Genomic DNA, 16,318 nt, shown 5'->3' on the forward strand with positions numbered 1-16,318 from the left:
CAGCCCGCTCGGCGCTTGCCTCGCGCGCATCTTCGCCTAGAAGGGCTGCGATCCACACGGAGACCTGCCATGCCCCTGACCACGACCCGCCGGGCCTTTGCCGCGGCCATCGCCATCCTCGCCGCGCTCCCCGCCGCGGCCCAGGACGTGCCGACGCTCTATTTCTCGGCCATCCCCGACAATGACGAGACCAAGCTTCAGGAGCGGTTCGGCAAGGTCGCCGACTATCTCGAGGCCACGCTCGGCGTGCCGGTCGAATACGTCCCGGTCAAGGACTACGCCGCCTCCGTCACCGCCTTTCGCAACGACCAGATCCAGCTGGCCTGGTTCGGCGGCCTCTCCGGCGTGCAGGCACGGCGGCTGGTGCCCGGCAGCCATGCCATCGCGCAGGGCGCCGAGGATCAGAGCTTCGTCACCTATTTCATCGCTAACACCGGCACCCCGCTGACCGAGCCCGAGGATGGCAGCTTTCCCGAGGGCCTCGAAGGGCTGAGCTTCACCTTCGGCTCGCAGGGCTCGACCTCGGGACGCCTGATGCCCGAATTCCACCTGCGCCGGATCACCGGCGAGGACCCGCGCGACTTCTTCTCGGATGTCGGCTTCTCGGGCGATCACGGCCAGACGCTGCGGCTCGTGGCCTCCGGCGCATATGACGTCGGCGCGCTGAACTACACCGTCTACGAGCAGGCGGTCGCAGAGGGCGCCCCCGAGGTGGAGACCACCAAGGTGATCTGGCGCACCCCGCCCTATCCCGATTACAACTGGACGATCCGCGGCGACGTGGACGAGCGCTGGGACGACGGTTTCGCCGAGCGCGTGCAGGAGGCGATCATCGCCATCGACGATCCCGCGCTGCTCGAAAGCTTCCCCAGAACCGGCTTCATCGCCGCCGAGGACGCGCTTTACGACGCGATTGAGGACACCGCCCAGCAGCTCGACCTGATCGACTGATGACCGCCGCGTCGCTCCTGCGCTTCGAGGGCGAAACGCTCTCCTGGGACGGGGCGGCCGTGCTCGAGGGGTTGAACCTGTCGCTGGCGCGCGGCGAGCGGCTGGTGCTCCTCGGGCGCTCGGGCTCCGGCAAGAGCACCCTGCTGAACGCGATCCGCCTCAAGCTCGAGGCGGCGCGCCCGGCGCCGCGCCTCGCCCTCGTGCCGCAGGATCCCGGGCTGGTGCCGCAGCTCTCGGTGTTTCACAACGTCTGGATGGGCGGGCTCGACGACCACTCGGCCGCCTACGGGCTGCGGGTACTGCTGCATCCCCCCGCCCGCGAACGCGCCCGCGTCGCCCCCTTCGTGGAGCGGGTCGGCCTCGCGGGGCTCGAACGGCGCCGCGTTGGGGCGCTGTCGGGCGGGCAACGGCAGCGCACCGCGCTGGCCCGTGCGCTGATGCGCGGCGGTGACGCGCTGATCGCCGACGAGCCGGTTTCGGCCGTCGATCCACGCCAGTCCGGCGACCTGCTCGACGCGCTTGCGCAGCGCTTCCCGACCATGGTGCTGGCGCTGCACGACCCCGAGCGCGCGCTCGCCATCGGCACCCGGATCATCGGTATCCGCGGCGGCCAAGTCACGCTCGACCGGTCGACGCGCGACCTTACCCTGCCCGAGCTCCATGCGCTCTACGCCGCTTGAGCCGAAACCGAACCGCCGGTTGCGGGCCGGCCAGGTGCTGGCGGGTTTCGGTATCGCGACGCTGATCGCCCTGATCTTCGCCGATCTCGATCTTGCCCGCCCCGATCCGTGGCTGACGCTGCGCCGGATCGGCGCGGGTCTCGCCGCGCCCGATTTCGGAGATCCCGCCGCGCTGGCCTACGCCGCGGCCCTCACTGTGGCCTTCGCGGTCTGCGGCGTCTTCGCCGGGGCGCTGGCCGGCTTCGTTCTCAGCCTCGGCTACGGCTTCGCGCCGCTGCGATGTTTCTGCATCCTGATCCGCTCGGTGCACGAGCTGTTCTGGGCGCTCCTGCTGCTGGGCGTCACCGGTCTCGGCCCGCTCACAGGGGTACTGGCCATCGCGCTGCCCTATGCCGGCATCTTCGCCAAGGTCTTTGCCGAGTATCTTGCCGAGGCCGATCCCGCCGCCACCCGCGCGCTGCCGCGCCGCACGCCGCCGCTGTCGCGCCTGTTGTGGAGCCGGCTGCCGCTGGCGCTGCCCGAACTGGGCGCCTACACGCTCTACCGGCTCGAATGCGGGCTGCGCTCCTCGGCGGTGCTGGGCTTCGTGGGGCTGCCGACGCTGGGCTACCTGCTTGAAACCGATTTCCGGCAGGCGCAGTACGGCGCGGCGGCGGCGGCGCTGGCCGTCTACCTCGCGCTCATCCTGCCGATCCGCTACTGGATGCGGCTGCGGCTGGCGCCGCTTTGGCTCGTTGCGGGCGCATGGCTTCTGGCGCGCCACCCGGCGCCGCCGATGGGCGACGGCGCACTCCTGCGCTTTCTTTCCGATGCCGTACCGGCCCCGCTCCGCATGGGCGATTGGGCGGGTCTCTGGCCTTGGCTGTCCCGGCTGCTGGGCGAACAGGCGCTGCCGGGGGTGGCCGCCACGCTTGTCCTGTCGCAGCTGGCGCTTGCCCTGGCCGCGGCGGTGGCCGTGGCGGGCTTCCCGCTGATCGTGCGCCGTGTGGCCGGGCGGGCCGGAGCGCTGCTGGGGCACCTGTCGCTGGTGCTGTCGCGATCGATCCCCGACTACATGCTGGCCTTCCTGATCCTGCAGGTGACCGGCCCCTCGATGATCCCCGCGATCCTCGCGCTCGGCCTGCACAACGGCGCGATCATCGCGCATCTGATGGGGCGCCAGGGTGACGCCCTGACCGCGCGCCTCAGGCCCGATGCCCCGCGCGGGCTGCGACTGGCCGCCTGGGAGCTGCTGCCGCGCATGTCGGGCAACTTCTTCGCACTATGCCTTTATCGCTGGGAGATCATCGTCCGGGACAGCGCCATCCTCGGTCTTCTGGGGATCGCGACGCTCGGCTTCTACGTCGATGCGGCCGTGCAGGAGCTGCGCACCGATCGCGCGGTGATGCTGCTCGTGGTCTCGGCGCTGCTGACCCTCGGGATCGACGCGTTCTCCGGCTGGATCAGGTCGCGGATGCGGCTCTCTGCGCCGGGCATGCGCCGGGCCGAGCCGGAGACCGCGGAGGCGGCCTGAGGCCTTGCGGCTTTTGGTCTGGCGGCGGGGCTGGGGGCTGGCGGCGGGGTTTGCGTATTTGTGGAACAAAGTGGCCGGCGGGCGGGCCCGGCGCGGAGAAGGCGCGCCGGGCCCCTTGGTCGGGGGGACGAGGCTCAGAGCTTCTCGGTGAGCTCGGGCAGCGCGGTGAACAGGTCGGCGACGAGGCCGTAATCGGCGACCTGGAAGATCGGCGCCTCCTCGTCCTTGTTGATCGCCACGATCACCTTCGAATCCTTCATCCCCGCGAGATGCTGGATCGCGCCCGAGATGCCGACCGCGACGTAGAGCGCGGGCGCCACCACCTTGCCGGTCTGACCGACCTGCCAGTCGTTCGGCGCGAAGCCCGAATCCACCGCGGCGCGCGACGCGCCGACGGCGGCACCGAGCTTGTCGGCCAGCGTCTCGATCAGCGCGAAGTTCTCCTGCGAGCCGACGCCGCGGCCGCCCGACACCACGATGCCGGCGGAGGTCAGCTCGGGCCGGTCGCTCTCGGCCAGCTTGTCCTCGACCCAGGAGGACAGGCCCGGATCGGCGGCCGGCGCCACGTCCTCGACCGGGGCCGACCCACCGTCGGCCGCCGGCTCGAAGCCGGTGGTGCGGATGGTGATGACCTTGGTGGCGTCGCGCGACTTCACCGTCTGCACCGCGTTGCCGGCATAGACCGGGCGGTCGAACGAACCGTCGCCATGCAGCGCCAGCACATCGGGGATGATCATCACGTCCAAGAGCGCCGCGACCCGCGGCATGATGTTCTTGGCGTCCGTGGTGGCGGGCGCGGCGATCACCTCGTGGCCTTCGGCCAGCTGCGCCACCAGCGCCGCGACCGGCTCGGCCAGCCGGTGCGAATAGAGCGCATCCTCGGCGCAGAGCACCCGGGCCACGCCTTGAATCGTCGCGGCGGCGGTGGCCGCCTCCTTCGCCGATGCGCCGACGCACAGGAGCGTCACCTCGCCCAGGGCCCGCACCGCCGAAACGGCGCGGGCGGTGGCGTCACGGTTCAGTTCGCCGTCCGTGACCTCGGCCAGAAGCAGCACGCTCATCCCACGACCCCCAGATCCTTGAGTTTCTCGACCAGCTCATCGACCGAGCCGACCATCATCCCCGCCTTGCGCGCCGGCGGCTCGGCGGTCTTCACCACCTCGAGCCGCGGGCTGACATCGACGCCGAAATCCGCCGCCGTCTTCTCGTCGAGCGGCTTCTTCTTGGCCTTCATGATGTTGGGCAGCGAGGCGTAGCGCGGCTCGTTCAGCCGCAGGTCCACCGAGACGATCGCCGGCAGCTTCACCGAGATCGTCTGCAACCCGCCATCGACCTCGCGCGTCACCTGCGCCTCTTCGCCCTCGATCTTCACCTCGGAGGCGAAGGTGGCCTGGGACCAGCCCAAGAGCGCCGACAGCATCTGGCCGGTGGCGTTCATGTCGTTGTCGATCGCCTGCTTGCCGCAGAGCACCAGCTGGGGCTGCTCCTCCTCGACCAGCTTGGCGAGGATCTTCGCCACCGCCAGCGGCTCGATATCCTGGTCGGGGGCCTCGGCCGCGACCACCAGGATCGCCCGGTCCGCGCCCATCGCCAGCGCCGTCCGGAGCGTCTCCTGCGCCTGCTTCACGCCGATCGACACCGCCACCACCTCGGTGGCCACGCCCGCCTCCTTCAGACGGATCGCCTCCTCGACCGCGATCTCGTCGAACGGGTTCATCGACATCTTCACGTTCGCCAGGTCGACCCCCGTGCCGTCCGACTTCACACGGACCTTCACGTTGTAGTCGATCACCCGCTTCACGGGGACTAGGATCTTCATCTCCACCCACTCCTTTCGGACTTTCGCGGAATTGGTAGCGCGGCATTTGCACGGGCAACAGGGTCAAACCGACCATTCGGCAAAGGGCTACGTCGCGTTACGCGCACGTCAACGGCCCGCGGGCGCGCCGCGGGCCGGGTCATGCATCCCTGGGATAGAAAGGGCGGATACGATCGCCCTCGCGTGCCTACTTGCCCTTGGGCTTGGGTTTTTCGGCGTGGCTGCCGGGCTTGCCGGCGCCCTTGGTGTCCTGCGGCTTCCCCTTGTCGGCCATGATGGCATCCTTTCCTGTCAGAGGATGCCGTCAAACGCGGATCCCGGCCCTGCGGTTGCGTAGCCAAAAGGTGAATTCAACCGACCTCGAGCACGATCTTGCCGATATGGGCCGAGCTTTCCATCCGCGCATGCGCCGCCGCCGCTTCGGCCAGCGGAAAGGTGCTGTCCATCACCGAAGCGACGCGCCCGGCATCGAGCAGCGGCCAGACCTTGGCACGCAGATCGGTGGCGATCGCCGCCTTTGCCGCCACCGATTGCGGCCGCAAGGTCGAGCCGGTGATGGTCAGGCGGCGCATCATCAGCGGCGCGAGGTTCAGCTCCATCTTCGGCCCCTGCAGGAAGGCGATCTGCACCAGCCGCCCGTCATCAGCGAGCGCCTTGAGATTGCGCGCGACATAGTCGCCGCCGACCATGTCGAGGATCAGGTCGGCCCCGCCCTCGGCGCGCATCGCCTCGACGAAATCCGTTTCGCGGTAGTTGATGGCCCGCTCGGCACCGAGACGCGCGCAGGCCACGCATTTCTCCTCGGATCCGGCGGTGGCGAAGACCCGGGCGCCGAAGGCATGCGCGAGCTGGATCGCCGTCGTGCCGATCCCCGAGGAGCCGCCATGAACGAGGAACCGCTCGCCGCCCTTCAGCCCGCCGCGCATGAAGACGTTGGACCAGACGGTGAAGAAGGTTTCGGGCAGACACGCCGCCTGCCTGAGGCCCATGCCGCGCGGCACCGGCAGGCAATGCGAGGCAGGCGCGACCACCGCCTCGGCATAACCGCCCCCCGGCGTCAGCGCGCAGACCGTGTCGCCCACGGCCCATTGCGTGACGCCCGGCCCGATCGCCGCAACATGGCCCGACACCTCCAGCCCCGGCAGGTCCGAGGCATCTGGCGGCGGGGCATAGGCCCCCGCGCGCTGCAACGCGTCGGGGCGGTTCACCCCGGCGAAGGCCACGTCGATCAGGACCTCGCCATGCTGCGGTTCGGGGCGCGGACGGGTCGTCTCGCGCAGGACTTCGGGCCCGCCGGGGCGGGTGATCTCGACGGCGCGCATGGTCATCGACGCGGGCTCCAATGCCCGGGCAGATCCATCGGCGGCTTGTGATGCGGCGCGTGCACGCCGGAGAACAGGAAGGACAGCGCCCCGGTCAATGGCTTGAGCAGCACCGACTTGTTGGCGCGGGCCTTGGCGCTCTCGATGCGCATCACGTCATCGATGCGCCGGTCGATGAAGGACCACGTCGCCTGGTGATCGAGGCTGTCATCGCCGAGCCAGTACAGCACCACCGAGGCCCAGACCCCCGAGAGCGTCGCGCGCTTGGTGTACCAGTTCACGTCGTCGGAGGCGTCGCCCAACGCGGTCCAGATCGCGTCGGCGGTGCGCCACAGCAGGCGCGAGCCCTCGGCCGCGTGATGCGGCAGCGCGAAGAGCGCTGTGGCGCGGCGCAGCGCCTCCTTGTCGCGCACCGCCTCGATTCGGGCGCGCAGCGCGAAGGCGACCCGGTCGCGGTAGCGCATCGCCGTCAGATCGGCGGCCCGGACCGCCTCGACCATCGCGCGGTCACCCGCATCATGCAGCGCCACGGCGAGGTCGATGGCGCCGCGCGGGCACAGCGCATGGGCTTGCGGCACGGTCATGCCAGTCTCATGCGCGGCGGCGCGGAACGCGGCCTCGGACCAGCCGTCGAAGGCGACATGCGGCAGGATCGCATCGAGCAGCCGGGCGATCTCGGGATCATCCGCGCGCCCCGTCTCCGACGCATCGGGATCGGTCCCGTCGAAATATGGGTTGGTCATTGGCGTCTCCCTTCCATCCCCAGCCTAGACAAGCGGCCGGGGCTTTGCTATATGGCCGCTTCCTGCAATCTTGAAACTCCAGCTTAGAAAGGTGGTGAAAACCACATGCAGGTCAGCGTTCGCGACAACAACGTCGATCAGGCCCTCCGGGCTCTGAAGAAGAAGTTGCAGCGCGAGGGTGTGTTCCGCGAGATGAAGCTCAAGCAGCATTTCGAGAAGCCCTCCGAGAAAAAAGCGCGCGAGAAGGCCGAGGCCATCCGGCGTCAGCGCAAACTCGCCCGCAAGAAGGCCCAGCGCGAAGGTCTCCTCTGAGATCCCGAGTGCAAGCTTTCTATCGTTGAAACCCCCGAGGCGACGGCTCCGGGGGTTTTTTCGTGCCCGGATCGCCCGCCACGGCGAAATCGCTGTAGACTGGCGATGCTTGCCAGGGAGGAAGCGATGAAGCCTGTCATCTTGCTGGTCGGGCGACTGCCCGGCGTGGTCGAAAACGTGGCCCACGCGCTCGAGGATCTGCCGGTCGAATGGCTCGGCGCGCATGATCGCGAAGAGGTCGAGCGGCAGCTCGATACCGAGCCCGCCATCGCCTGCGTGGTGATCGGCGCCGGGCTCGACGATCGAATCCGGGGCGACCTGATCGGGGTGATCGCGTCGCGGCGACCGGATCTGACGATTCACCTCAAGGATCGCGCCTCGGGGCCGGGCGGCATGGCCGGTTTTGCCCGGCGGGTGGTGGAGATTGCCCTACCGGAACTCAATGCCCACTGATCCGGGCCGATCACCTTCGGTCGCCTTCGCGTGAACCCGGGACCCTTCGTGGTCAACTCGCGTTGTCGGGGCGTATTTCATTGCGCCAAGGAGGCAACATGGCTGGCAAACCGACCCCCGACGCCGTTCTTCCCGAGATCACCCTGCCCCGCCTCGGCGGCGGCGAAATAACCTTGGGCAAGCCGCTCGAGGGGCGCGACTGGCAGATGGTCGTGGTCTATCGCGGCAAGCACTGCCCGATCTGCCACAAATACGTCTCCGGGCTGGAGCCGCTCCTGTCCGAATACCATAAGGCTGGCATCGACGTCGTGCTGGTGTCGGGCGATCCCAAGGAGAAGGCCCGTGCCTTCGTCGACGAGACCGGCACCTCGGCTCCCGTGGCCTACGATCTCAGCGTGCCGCAAATGCTGGAGCTCGGGCTCTACGTCTCCGAGCCGCGCTCCCCGCAGGAGACGGATCGCCCCTTCGCCGAACCGGCCATCTTCGTCATCAATGACAAGGGCACGGTGCATATCGCCGATATCTCGAACGCGCCCTTCTCGCGTCCCGATCTCGAAGGGCTGCTGAGCGGGCTGAAATTCATCCGAGACAACGACTACCCGATCCGGGGCACCAAGATGGCCGCCTGACCCGGCTTTGCGAACCTGCTGTGACCGGACACGCCGCCCCTCTTCCGGGGCGGCGTCGTCACGTCGGGATCGCCGTGGTCTGGCGCACCGTCCTGAGCGCGAAGCTCGACTGCATCGTCTGCACCCCCGGCAGCCGTGCCAGATGCCGGCGGTGGATCTGCGCGAAATCCTCGCTGTCGCGCGCCACCACCTTCAGCAGGTAATCCGCGGTGCCCGCCATCAGGTGACATTCCAGCACGTCGGGGATCCGTGCCACTGCCGCCTCGAAAGCGTCGAGCAACTCGTCGGCCTGCCCCGAAAGCGTGATCTCGACGAAGACGGTGACCGGCCGCCCCATGCCACGCGGATCGAGAAGCGCGACATAGCCCCGGATCAGCCCCGACTGCTCGAGCGCCCGGACCCGGCGGTGACAGGCCGAAGGCGAAAGATTCACCTTCTCGGACAGCTGCGCGTTCGATAGCCGACCATCGGCCTGCAAGGCGGCGAGAATGGCACGGTCGATGCGGTCGATCACGCTCAATGCAAGATCCTTCGATGTATCGCGGTAAATACGCGAAAATCTTCTATAGTATCGCATGATCAGGCCACGAACTCGTCGGCAATTGCAAGTCGGGGGTGGCAACATGGAGGAAACAAGGAGGACATCTCATGCACATCGGCTGCCCCACCGAAATCAAGCCGCAGGAATTCCGCGTCGGCCTTACCCCCAACGCCGCGCGCGAGGCGGTGGCCAATGGTCACAAGGTCACCATGCAATCCGGCGCCGGCATCGGCTCGGGCTTCAGCGATGACGACTACCGCGCCGCCGGTGCGGCCATCGCCGACAGCGCCGAAGAGGTCTTCGCCACCGCCGAGATGATCGTGAAGGTGAAGGAGCCGCAGGCCCCCGAACGCCGCATGCTGCGCGAGGGCCAGATCCTCTTCACCTATCTCCACCTCGCTCCCGACCCGGCGCAGACCGAGGATCTGGTGAACTCGGGCGCGACCTGCATCGCCTACGAGACCGTGACCGATCGCAATGGCGGCCTGCCGCTGCTGGCGCCGATGTCCGAGGTGGCGGGACGTCTCGCGCCGCAGGTCGGCGCCTGGACGCTGCAGAAGGCCAATGGCGGGCGCGGCGTGCTGCTGGGCGGCGTGCCCGGCGTCGGCCCGGCCAATGTCGTGGTGATCGGTGGCGGCGTCGTCGGCACCCAAGCCGCGAAGATCGCCGCCGGCATGGGCGCGCGCGTCACCGTGCTCGACAAGTCGCTGCCGCGGATGCGCTATCTCGACGACGTCTATGGCCGCGAGTTCCGCACCGTCTATTCCAGCGTCGGCGCCACCGCCGATGCCGTGGCGCAGGCCGATCTGGTGATCGGCGCGGTGCTGGTGCCCGGCGCCGCCGCGCCCAAGCTCGTCACCCGCGAGCAGCTCTCGACCATGAAGCCCGGCGCCGCCATCGTCGATGTGGCGATCGACCAGGGCGGCTGCTTCGAGACCTCGAAGGCCACGACCCACGAGGATCCGATCTACGAGGTCGATGGCATCATGCATTACTGCGTCGCCAACATGCCCGGCGCGGTGGCCCGCACCTCGACGCTGGCGCTGGGCAACGCCACCATGCCCTTCGTGCTCGCGATCGCCGACAAGGGCTGGAAGCAGGCCTGCCTCGACGATGCGCATCTGGCCGAGGGGCTCAACGTGCATCAGGGCCTGATCACCAACCTCGCCGTCGGCGAGGGGCTGGGCCGCGAGGCGATCTCGGCGCAGGAGGCGCTTCGCCGCTGAGGTGCGAAGCCGCACCGGAACCCTCCGGTGCGGCACTCGGTTTTCCACTGCAACCCCACATTGCGGAGGAAGACCCATGGTGACCACCATCGGTACGTCGAGCGACATGGCCAAGCTGGTCGAGAACTTCATTCTTCTCGAGCACGACGCCATCGCCGCCTACGAGACCACGATCGAGCGGCTGGAGAACGCCGCGCACAAAGCGAAGGTCGAGGAGTTCCGGCAGGATCACCTGCGCCATCTGTCCGATCTCACCGCCCTCGCCGGGCGCGTCGGCGCGAAGGTGCCGGGTGAAGGCGACATGAAGGAGCTGCTGACCACCGGCAAGATCAAGCTCGCCGACATGGTTGGCGGCGACGGCGCGATCCTCAAGGCCATGGCGACCAACGAGATCGACACGATCAGCGCCTATCAGCACGCGGTGGACAACGCGGCCGTGCCTGCCGCCGACAAGGACCTGTTCCAGCGCGGTCTCGCGGACGAGCGCCGGCACAAGGACTGGATGGATCAGGCGGCAAAAGCCGCCTGAGGCATTTGCCCCCCGCTCACGGAACACGGCCGGCGCATCGCGCCGGCCGTGTTACTTCCGGATGGTGAAGGATCAAGCGGCGCGTGCCTCGACGATCGCCGGCACCTTGGCGCGGGCGTCGTTGATCGCCTTGGCGCGCGCCTCGGGCGAGATCGCCACGCCTTCGACCCGCAGCACCGTCACGTCGGTGATGCCGATGAAGCCCAGAACCTGCCGCAAATAGGGCTCGACGAAATCGGTCGTGCCGTCATGCACGCCACCCGAGGCATAGACCACGATGGCGCGGCGGCCACCGGCGAGGCCCTGCGGACCTTCGGCGGTGTACTGAAAGGTCTTGCCGGCCACCGCGACGCTGTCGATCCAGGCCTTGAGCTGGTGCGGGATCGCGAAGTTGTACATCGGCGCGCCGATCACCAGCGTGTCGGCCGAGAGCAGCTGCTCCACCGGGTCGCCGTCGAAGGCGGCCTCCGTTTCGGGATCGGCGAGATCGCGGCGCAGCACGGTCTCGCCCCCCTTGGCGGTGAGCTCGGCCACGATGGCCGCCGTGAGATCGCGCGAGACCGAGTTCTCGCCGAGAATGGAGCTGTCGATGTGCAGGATGGTCATGGAAAGGCGTCCTCGATTGGAGATGACGCCCACGTAATCGCGCACCATCGCCTCGTGAACCCCGCATCCCCGCACATGAGCTGCGCCGTTCTTCAAACGCCCCGCGTCTTCAGGAGATCGCGAATATCGGTCAGCAGCTGTTCCTGAGTCGGACCTTTCGGCGCGGCGGGCACCGGCTCGCCCTTTTCGACAGCGGCGTCCTTGATTCGGTTCACCGCCTTGACCAGCAGGAACACCACCCAGGCGATGATGAGAAAGTTGATCACCGCCGTCAGGAAGGCGCCATAGGCGAAGACGGCGGCACCGCTCTCGCGCGCAATTTCGAGCGAGCTGCCCGGCGGCACGTCGCCCGAGAGCACGATATACATCGAGGTGAAATCGATGCCGCCGAGGATCAGGCCGATCACCGGGTTGATCAGATCGTGCACGAGGCTCTGGACGATGGCGGTGAAGGCGGCGCCGATGATGATGCCGACCGCGAGGTCCATCACGTTGCCCTTGGCGATGAAGTTGCGGAATTCCTTGATCATCGGGGTCTCCTGTATGGGTTTGGCCCCTACCTAGCGCAGCGCGGAGGCGCGGCGCATCCTTGGGGACGCGAAGGTGGGCAGGACGCGGCCCTCAGGCCACGAAAAAAAGGGGCGGACCCGTCGGTCCGCCCCCCTTTCTGTCATATCGGTCACCGGCGCTCAGCCGCGCAACTCGCCCCCGGTGGCTTTCGCCACCTTCTCGACGATCTTCGCGCCCACCGCCTCGATCTCCTTCTCGGTGAGGGTCTTGTCGGTCGGCTGTAGCCGCACCGTGATGGCCACCGACTTGCGCCCCTCGCCCAGAGAGCCGCCCTGGAACTGGTCGAAGACCCGCACCTCCGCGATCAGCGCCTTGTCCGCGCCGGCCGCGGCGTTGACCAGCGTCAGCGCCTCGACCTGCGCATCGACCACGAAGGCGAAGTCGCGCTCGACGGGCTGCAATGCGGGCGGCGTGAAGGCCGGGCGCGCATTGCCGTTCTGGCGCGGCAGCGGCACCTCCTCGGGGAACAGCACGAAGGCGACCGCCGGGCCCTTCACGTCGAGCGTGGCGAGCACCTTGGGGTGCAGCTCGCCGAACACGCCGAGCACCTTCTTGGGCCCGAGGCAGATCCGGCCATGGCGGCCCGGATGCCACCAGCCCTCGGCACCGCGCAGGATCTGCACCTTGGCGGGCGCGCCCATCGCGGCCAGCACCGCCTCGGCATCGGCCTTGGCGTCGAAGAGGTCCACGGGTCGCGACGCGCCATGCACGTCCTTCGGTCCGGTGCGCCCGGTCAGCAGGCCGGCCACGGCCAGCCGCTGCTCGCCCGGCTCGCCGCCCCAGAAGACATGCCCGGCCTCGAACAGCGCCAGATCGCTGGTGCCTCGCGCCTGGTTGCGCGCGGCGGCGCGCAACAGGCCCGGCAGCAGGTCGGGGCGCATGTGGCTCATCTCGGACGAGATCGGGTTTTCGAGCCGGGTCGCATCCGAGCCGCCACCGAAGAGCGCCGCCGCCTCGGCATCGATGAAGCTGTAGGTGACGCACTCGTCGTAGCCGAGCGCCGCCGTGGTGCGCCGCGCCTTCGTCAGCCGCGCCTGCATCGGCGTCAGCACCGGCTGGGCCACGCCCTCGGGGCGCGGCAGCGGCACGCCCTTGAGCTTCGACAACGAGGCCACGCGCGCGACCTCCTCCACGAGATCCGCCTCGCCCTGAATGTCCGAGCGCCAAGCCGGCACATGCGCCATCCCGTCGTCGAGCCGGAAGCCGAGCCGATCGAGCGTCTGGCGCTGCTCCTTCACGGGGATGTCCATGCCGACGAGCTTCGTCACTGCCTTGGGATCGAAGCGATAGGCGCGGCTGTTGTCGGGCGTCGCGCCCGCGATCGCCATTTTCGACGCCTCGCCGCCCGCGTGATCGACGATCATCCGTACCGCGATCTGCAGCCCGGTGGTCACGAAATCGGTGTCGATGCCGCGCTCGAAGCGCTGGCGCGCATCGGAATGGATGCGCAGCGCCCGGCCCGTCAGCGCGATCTGCACCGGGTTCCACAGCGCGCTCTCGACGAAGACGTTGGTGGTCTCCTCGGTCACGCTGGTATCCATGCCGCCCATGATGCCCGCGAGGCTCTCGACGCCGTTGTCGTCGGAGATGACGATCATGCCGTGATCGAGCGTGTAGCTCTTCTCGTCGAGCGCGGCGAAGCTTTCGCCCCCCTTGGCGCGATGCACCCGCAGGTTGCCCGCGACCTTGTCGGCGTCAAAGACGTGCAGCGGCCGGTTCAGGTCGTAGGTGACGTAGTTGGTCACGTCGACGAGGAAGCTGATCGGTCGCAGGCCGATGGCGCGCAGCCGGTCCTGCATCCACTCGGGCGAGGGGCCGTTCTTCACGCCGCGGATGAGACGGCCCGCGAAGATCGGGCAGCCGTCGCGGGTGTCGGGCGCGATCTCGACACCGATCGGGCAGTCATAGCCGCCCTGCACCGCGTTGACCTCGAGCGGCTTCAGCTTGCCGATGCCGCGCGCCGAAAGATCGCGCGCGATGCCGCGGATGCCGAGCGCGTCACCGCGGTTCGGCGTGATCGCGATCTCGATCACCGGGTCGACCTTCGAGGGGTCGTTCTCGGCCAGCCAGTCGGCGAAGCTCTGGCCCACCTCGCCCGAGGGCAGCTCGATGATGCCCTCATGCGCGTCGCCGAGCCCCAGCTCTCGCTCGGAGCACATCATGCCATGGCTCTCGACGCCGCGGATCTTGCCGACGCCGATGGTGAAGTCGGGCCCGGGCACATAGGTGCCAGGGCGCGCGACGACGACGGTGATGCCTTGGCGGGCATTCGGGGCGCCGCAGATGATCTGGTCCTCGCCGCCGGGCAGGTTGACGCGGCAGATCTGCAGCTTGTCGGCGTCGGGATGACGTTCGGCCGAGACCACGCGGCCGAGAACGAAGTCCTTGAGCGCGGCGGCGGGGTTCTCGATGCCTTCGACCTCGAGTCCGAGATCGGTCAGCGCCTCGGCGATCTCGTCCACGGTCGCGGTGGTGTCGAGATGGTCCTTGAGCCAGGAGAGGGTGAATTTCATTGTCTTTGCCCCTTACTGGTCGAGATTGGCGCGCAGGCCGTGATGAAAGTGGATCATGCTCAGCCCCTGAGCGTCGGCACGTCGAGCGCCGCGAAGCCGTAATGCTTCAGCCAGCGCAGGTCCGATTCAAAAAAGGCCCGCAGGTCGGGGATGCCGTATTTCAGCATCGCCAGACGGTCGATACCGAGGCCGAAGGCGAAGCCCTGATACTTCTCGGGGTCGATCTTGGCGTTCTTCAGCACCTTGGGGTGCACCATGCCGGAACCCAGCACCTCGAGCCAGTCGTCGCCCTCGCCCACCTTCACGGTGCCGTCCTGCCACGAGCACTGGATGTCGACCTCTGCCGAGGGTTCGGTGAAGGGGAAGTGCGAGGCCCGGAAGCGGGTCTTGACCGGCTTGCCGAAGAAGGCCGAGAGGAACTCCTCCAGCACCCATTTGAGGTTCGCCATGGTGATGTCCGTGCCGATGGCGAGGCCCTCGACCTGATGGAACATCGGCGTGTGGGTCTGGTCGTAATCGGCGCGATAGACGCGGCCCGGGCAGATGATGCGAATGGGCGCGCCGTTCTCTTCCATCGAGCGGATCTGCACCGGAGAGGTGTGGGTCCTGAGCACGTGCGGCGGGCGGTTATCGCCCTCGGCGCGGTGCGTGTAAAAGGTGTCCATCTCGGCCCGGGCCGGGTGGTGACCGGGAATGTTGAGCGCGTCGAAATTGTACCAGTCGCTCTCGATCTGCGGACCCTCGGCGGCCGAGAAGCCCATATCGGCGAAGATCGCGACGATCTCCTCGGTCACCTGGCTGATCGGGTGGATCGTGCCGGTGCGCGTCGGCCGCGCTGGCAGCGTCACGTCGAGCCACTCGGCCGCGAGCCGCTTCTCGAGCGCGGCATCGGCGAGCGACGCCTTGCGCGCGGCCAGCGCGCTGGCGATCTCGTCCTTGAGCGCATTGAGCTTCGGCCCCTTCTCCTGACGCTCCTCGGGGGTCATGCCGCCCAGCGTCTTCATCAGGCCGGAAATCTCGCCCTTCTTGCCCAGCGCGCGCACGCGCAGATCCTCGATTCCGGCCTCGTCGCCGGCCTCGGCGATCAGCCCCAGATACCTGTCCCGAAGATCGTCCATGTCGTCACCCTTTTCTGCCGGACCGGACTAGCAGGCCGGTCCCGAAACGCAAGAAGCCGCGCGGCCCGTAAGGGGGCGGCGCGGCTTCCATTCAGTCTATCGCTTGGCCTCAGGCCAGAGCGGCGCGCGCCTTGTCGACGATCGCGTTGAACGCCTCGGGCTCGTGCACCGCGAGATCGGCGAGGACCTTGCGGTCCACCTCGATGCCGGCGAGGGCAAGGCCGTTGATGAAGCGCGAATAGGTCATCTGCTCGTCATGGGCCCGGACACCGGCGTTGATCCGCTGGATCCACAGGGCGCGGAAGTTCCGCTTGCGGGTCTTGCGGTCGCGGGTCGCGTACTGGTTGGCCTTGTCGACGGCCTGCTTGGCGACCTTGAAGGTCCGGCTACGACGGTCGTAATAGCCTTTCGCCTGGTCAAGAATCTTCTTGTGGCGACGATGGGTGACGGTACCACCTTTGGTGCGGCTCATATCAAGGTCTCCTTAGCGCGCGTAGGGCATCATCGGCTTGATGATCTTCTCATCAGCCTTGGCCAGAACAGTGGTGCCACGTGCGTCACGGATGAACTTCGTGGTGCGCTTGATCATGCCGTGGCGCTTGCCCGCCTGGCCGGCCTTGATCCGGCCCGAGGCCGTCACCTTGAACCGCTTCTTGCAGCTCGACTTCGTCTTCATCTTGGGCATTTCCATCTCCCTTCCGGAACGGTGGTGGGACCGTTCGCCTCGGCATGCCAAGAAGGCCGGACGAACGGGGTGAGCGCGCCGTATAGGCGGCGCGCGGGATCATGGCAA

General features: G+C 68.1%; 19 protein-coding genes. 8 read left to right on the forward strand and 11 right to left on the reverse strand.

Translation table 11 applies throughout. From position 1 onward, the window contains the following. Window positions 1–69 precede the first annotated feature (69 nt). Genes O4G76_RS16665 through O4G76_RS16675 form a run of 3 tightly spaced genes read left to right on the forward strand, consistent with a single transcriptional unit; the run spans window position 70 to window position 3,144 of the window. Window positions 70–951 carry a putative selenate ABC transporter substrate-binding protein gene (locus O4G76_RS16665; RefSeq protein ID WP_269398379.1) on the forward strand — a complete coding sequence of 294 codons (882 nt, stop codon included), beginning with the start codon at window positions 70–72 and terminating at the stop codon, window positions 949–951. Continuing rightward, window positions 951–1,631 (forward strand): ATP-binding cassette domain-containing protein, encoded by a 681-nt coding sequence (locus tag O4G76_RS16670; protein WP_269398380.1) that lies wholly within the window; start codon window positions 951–953, stop codon window positions 1,629–1,631. Before O4G76_RS16665 ends, O4G76_RS16670 begins: the two co-directional genes overlap by 1 nt. Further along, window positions 1,612–3,144 (forward strand): ABC transporter permease, encoded by a 1,533-nt coding sequence (locus O4G76_RS16675; protein ID WP_269398381.1) that lies wholly within the window; start codon window positions 1,612–1,614, stop codon window positions 3,142–3,144. Before O4G76_RS16670 ends, O4G76_RS16675 begins: the two co-directional genes overlap by 20 nt. Before the next feature lie 134 nt (window positions 3,145–3,278). On the opposite strand, the gene O4G76_RS16680 is transcribed toward O4G76_RS16675, so the two are convergent. The 4 genes from O4G76_RS16680 to O4G76_RS16695 all read right to left on the reverse strand — a co-directional run bounded on the left by O4G76_RS16680 (window position 3,279) and on the right by O4G76_RS16695 (window position 7,028). Next, a complete protein-coding gene (locus tag O4G76_RS16680; protein ID WP_269398382.1) occupies window positions 3,279–4,205 on the reverse strand; it encodes an electron transfer flavoprotein subunit alpha/FixB family protein in 927 nt (308 codons plus the stop codon). Continuing rightward, window positions 4,202–4,963, reverse strand: coding sequence for an electron transfer flavoprotein subunit beta/FixA family protein (locus tag O4G76_RS16685; RefSeq protein WP_269398383.1), 762 nt, complete (start codon window positions 4,961–4,963; stop codon window positions 4,202–4,204). Before O4G76_RS16685 ends, O4G76_RS16680 begins: the two co-directional genes overlap by 4 nt. A 350-nt stretch (window positions 4,964–5,313) precedes the next feature. Continuing rightward, a complete protein-coding gene (locus O4G76_RS16690; protein ID WP_269398384.1) occupies window positions 5,314–6,291 on the reverse strand; it encodes an NAD(P)H-quinone oxidoreductase in 978 nt (325 codons plus the stop codon). Next, window positions 6,288–7,028 carry a COQ9 family protein gene (locus O4G76_RS16695; RefSeq protein ID WP_269398385.1) on the reverse strand — a complete coding sequence of 247 codons (741 nt, stop codon included), beginning with the start codon at window positions 7,026–7,028 and terminating at the stop codon, window positions 6,288–6,290. Before O4G76_RS16695 ends, O4G76_RS16690 begins: the two co-directional genes overlap by 4 nt. Window positions 7,029–7,133: 105 nt before the next feature. Here O4G76_RS16695 and rpsU point away from each other — a divergent pair, with 105 nt between their 5' ends. From rpsU to O4G76_RS16710, 3 genes are all read left to right on the forward strand, one after another. Beyond that, window positions 7,134–7,340, forward strand: a complete 207-nt coding sequence (rpsU, locus tag O4G76_RS16700) for a 30S ribosomal protein S21 (RefSeq protein ID WP_007255353.1) — start codon at window positions 7,134–7,136, stop codon at window positions 7,338–7,340. A 126-nt stretch (window positions 7,341–7,466) separates the two neighbouring features. Beyond that, on the forward strand, window positions 7,467–7,793 hold the full coding sequence (locus O4G76_RS16705; RefSeq protein ID WP_269398386.1) for a hypothetical protein: 327 nt from the start codon (window positions 7,467–7,469) through the stop codon (window positions 7,791–7,793). A gap of 98 nt (window positions 7,794–7,891) precedes the next feature. Next, window positions 7,892–8,422 (forward strand): peroxiredoxin-like family protein, encoded by a 531-nt coding sequence (locus tag O4G76_RS16710; RefSeq protein WP_269398387.1) that lies wholly within the window; start codon window positions 7,892–7,894, stop codon window positions 8,420–8,422. Between the two features lie 58 nt (window positions 8,423–8,480). On the opposite strand, the gene O4G76_RS16715 is transcribed toward O4G76_RS16710, so the two are convergent. Continuing rightward, window positions 8,481–8,942: an Lrp/AsnC family transcriptional regulator gene (locus O4G76_RS16715; protein WP_269398388.1), complete on the reverse strand. Its 462-nt coding sequence runs from the start codon at window positions 8,940–8,942 to the stop codon at window positions 8,481–8,483. Between the two features lie 128 nt (window positions 8,943–9,070). On the opposite strand from O4G76_RS16715, the gene ald reads away from it, so the two are divergent. Continuing rightward, window positions 9,071–10,189, forward strand: a complete 1,119-nt coding sequence (gene ald, locus O4G76_RS16720; protein ID WP_085897755.1) for an alanine dehydrogenase — start codon at window positions 9,071–9,073, stop codon at window positions 10,187–10,189. 76 nt (window positions 10,190–10,265) lie between these two features. Then, window positions 10,266–10,718 carry a ferritin-like domain-containing protein gene (locus O4G76_RS16725; RefSeq protein ID WP_269398389.1) on the forward strand — a complete coding sequence of 151 codons (453 nt, stop codon included), beginning with the start codon at window positions 10,266–10,268 and terminating at the stop codon, window positions 10,716–10,718. A 72-nt stretch (window positions 10,719–10,790) separates the two neighbouring features. Here O4G76_RS16725 and O4G76_RS16730 read toward each other — a convergent pair whose 3' ends face one another. The 6 genes from O4G76_RS16730 to rpmI all read right to left on the reverse strand — a co-directional run bounded on the left by O4G76_RS16730 (window position 10,791) and on the right by rpmI (window position 16,210). Further along, window positions 10,791–11,324, reverse strand: a complete 534-nt coding sequence (locus O4G76_RS16730; protein WP_269398390.1) for an FMN-dependent NADH-azoreductase — start codon at window positions 11,322–11,324, stop codon at window positions 10,791–10,793. A gap of 92 nt (window positions 11,325–11,416) precedes the next feature. Beyond that, complete coding sequence (gene mscL / locus O4G76_RS16735) at window positions 11,417–11,854, reverse strand: large conductance mechanosensitive channel protein MscL (protein WP_269398391.1); 438 nt, start codon at window positions 11,852–11,854, stop codon at window positions 11,417–11,419. Between the two features lie 159 nt (window positions 11,855–12,013). Next, the gene (gene pheT, locus O4G76_RS16740) at window positions 12,014–14,407 is read right to left on the reverse strand and encodes a phenylalanine--tRNA ligase subunit beta (protein ID WP_269398392.1); all 2,394 of its coding nucleotides are present in this window, start codon (window positions 14,405–14,407) and stop codon (window positions 12,014–12,016) included. A 59-nt stretch (window positions 14,408–14,466) separates the two neighbouring features. Continuing rightward, window positions 14,467–15,525: a phenylalanine--tRNA ligase subunit alpha gene (gene pheS / locus O4G76_RS16745; protein ID WP_269398393.1), complete on the reverse strand. Its 1,059-nt coding sequence runs from the start codon at window positions 15,523–15,525 to the stop codon at window positions 14,467–14,469. Between the two features lie 109 nt (window positions 15,526–15,634). After that, on the reverse strand, window positions 15,635–15,997 hold the full coding sequence (rplT, locus tag O4G76_RS16750; RefSeq protein WP_085897761.1) for a 50S ribosomal protein L20: 363 nt from the start codon (window positions 15,995–15,997) through the stop codon (window positions 15,635–15,637). 12 nt (window positions 15,998–16,009) lie between these two features. After that, window positions 16,010–16,210, reverse strand: a complete 201-nt coding sequence (gene rpmI, locus O4G76_RS16755; RefSeq protein ID WP_085897762.1) for a 50S ribosomal protein L35 — start codon at window positions 16,208–16,210, stop codon at window positions 16,010–16,012. Window positions 16,211–16,318 lie beyond the last annotated feature (108 nt).

Origin of the sequence: Limimaricola sp. G21655-S1 (assembly GCF_027213785.1) — a bacterium.
GTDB lineage: Bacteria > Pseudomonadota > Alphaproteobacteria > Rhodobacterales > Rhodobacteraceae > Limimaricola.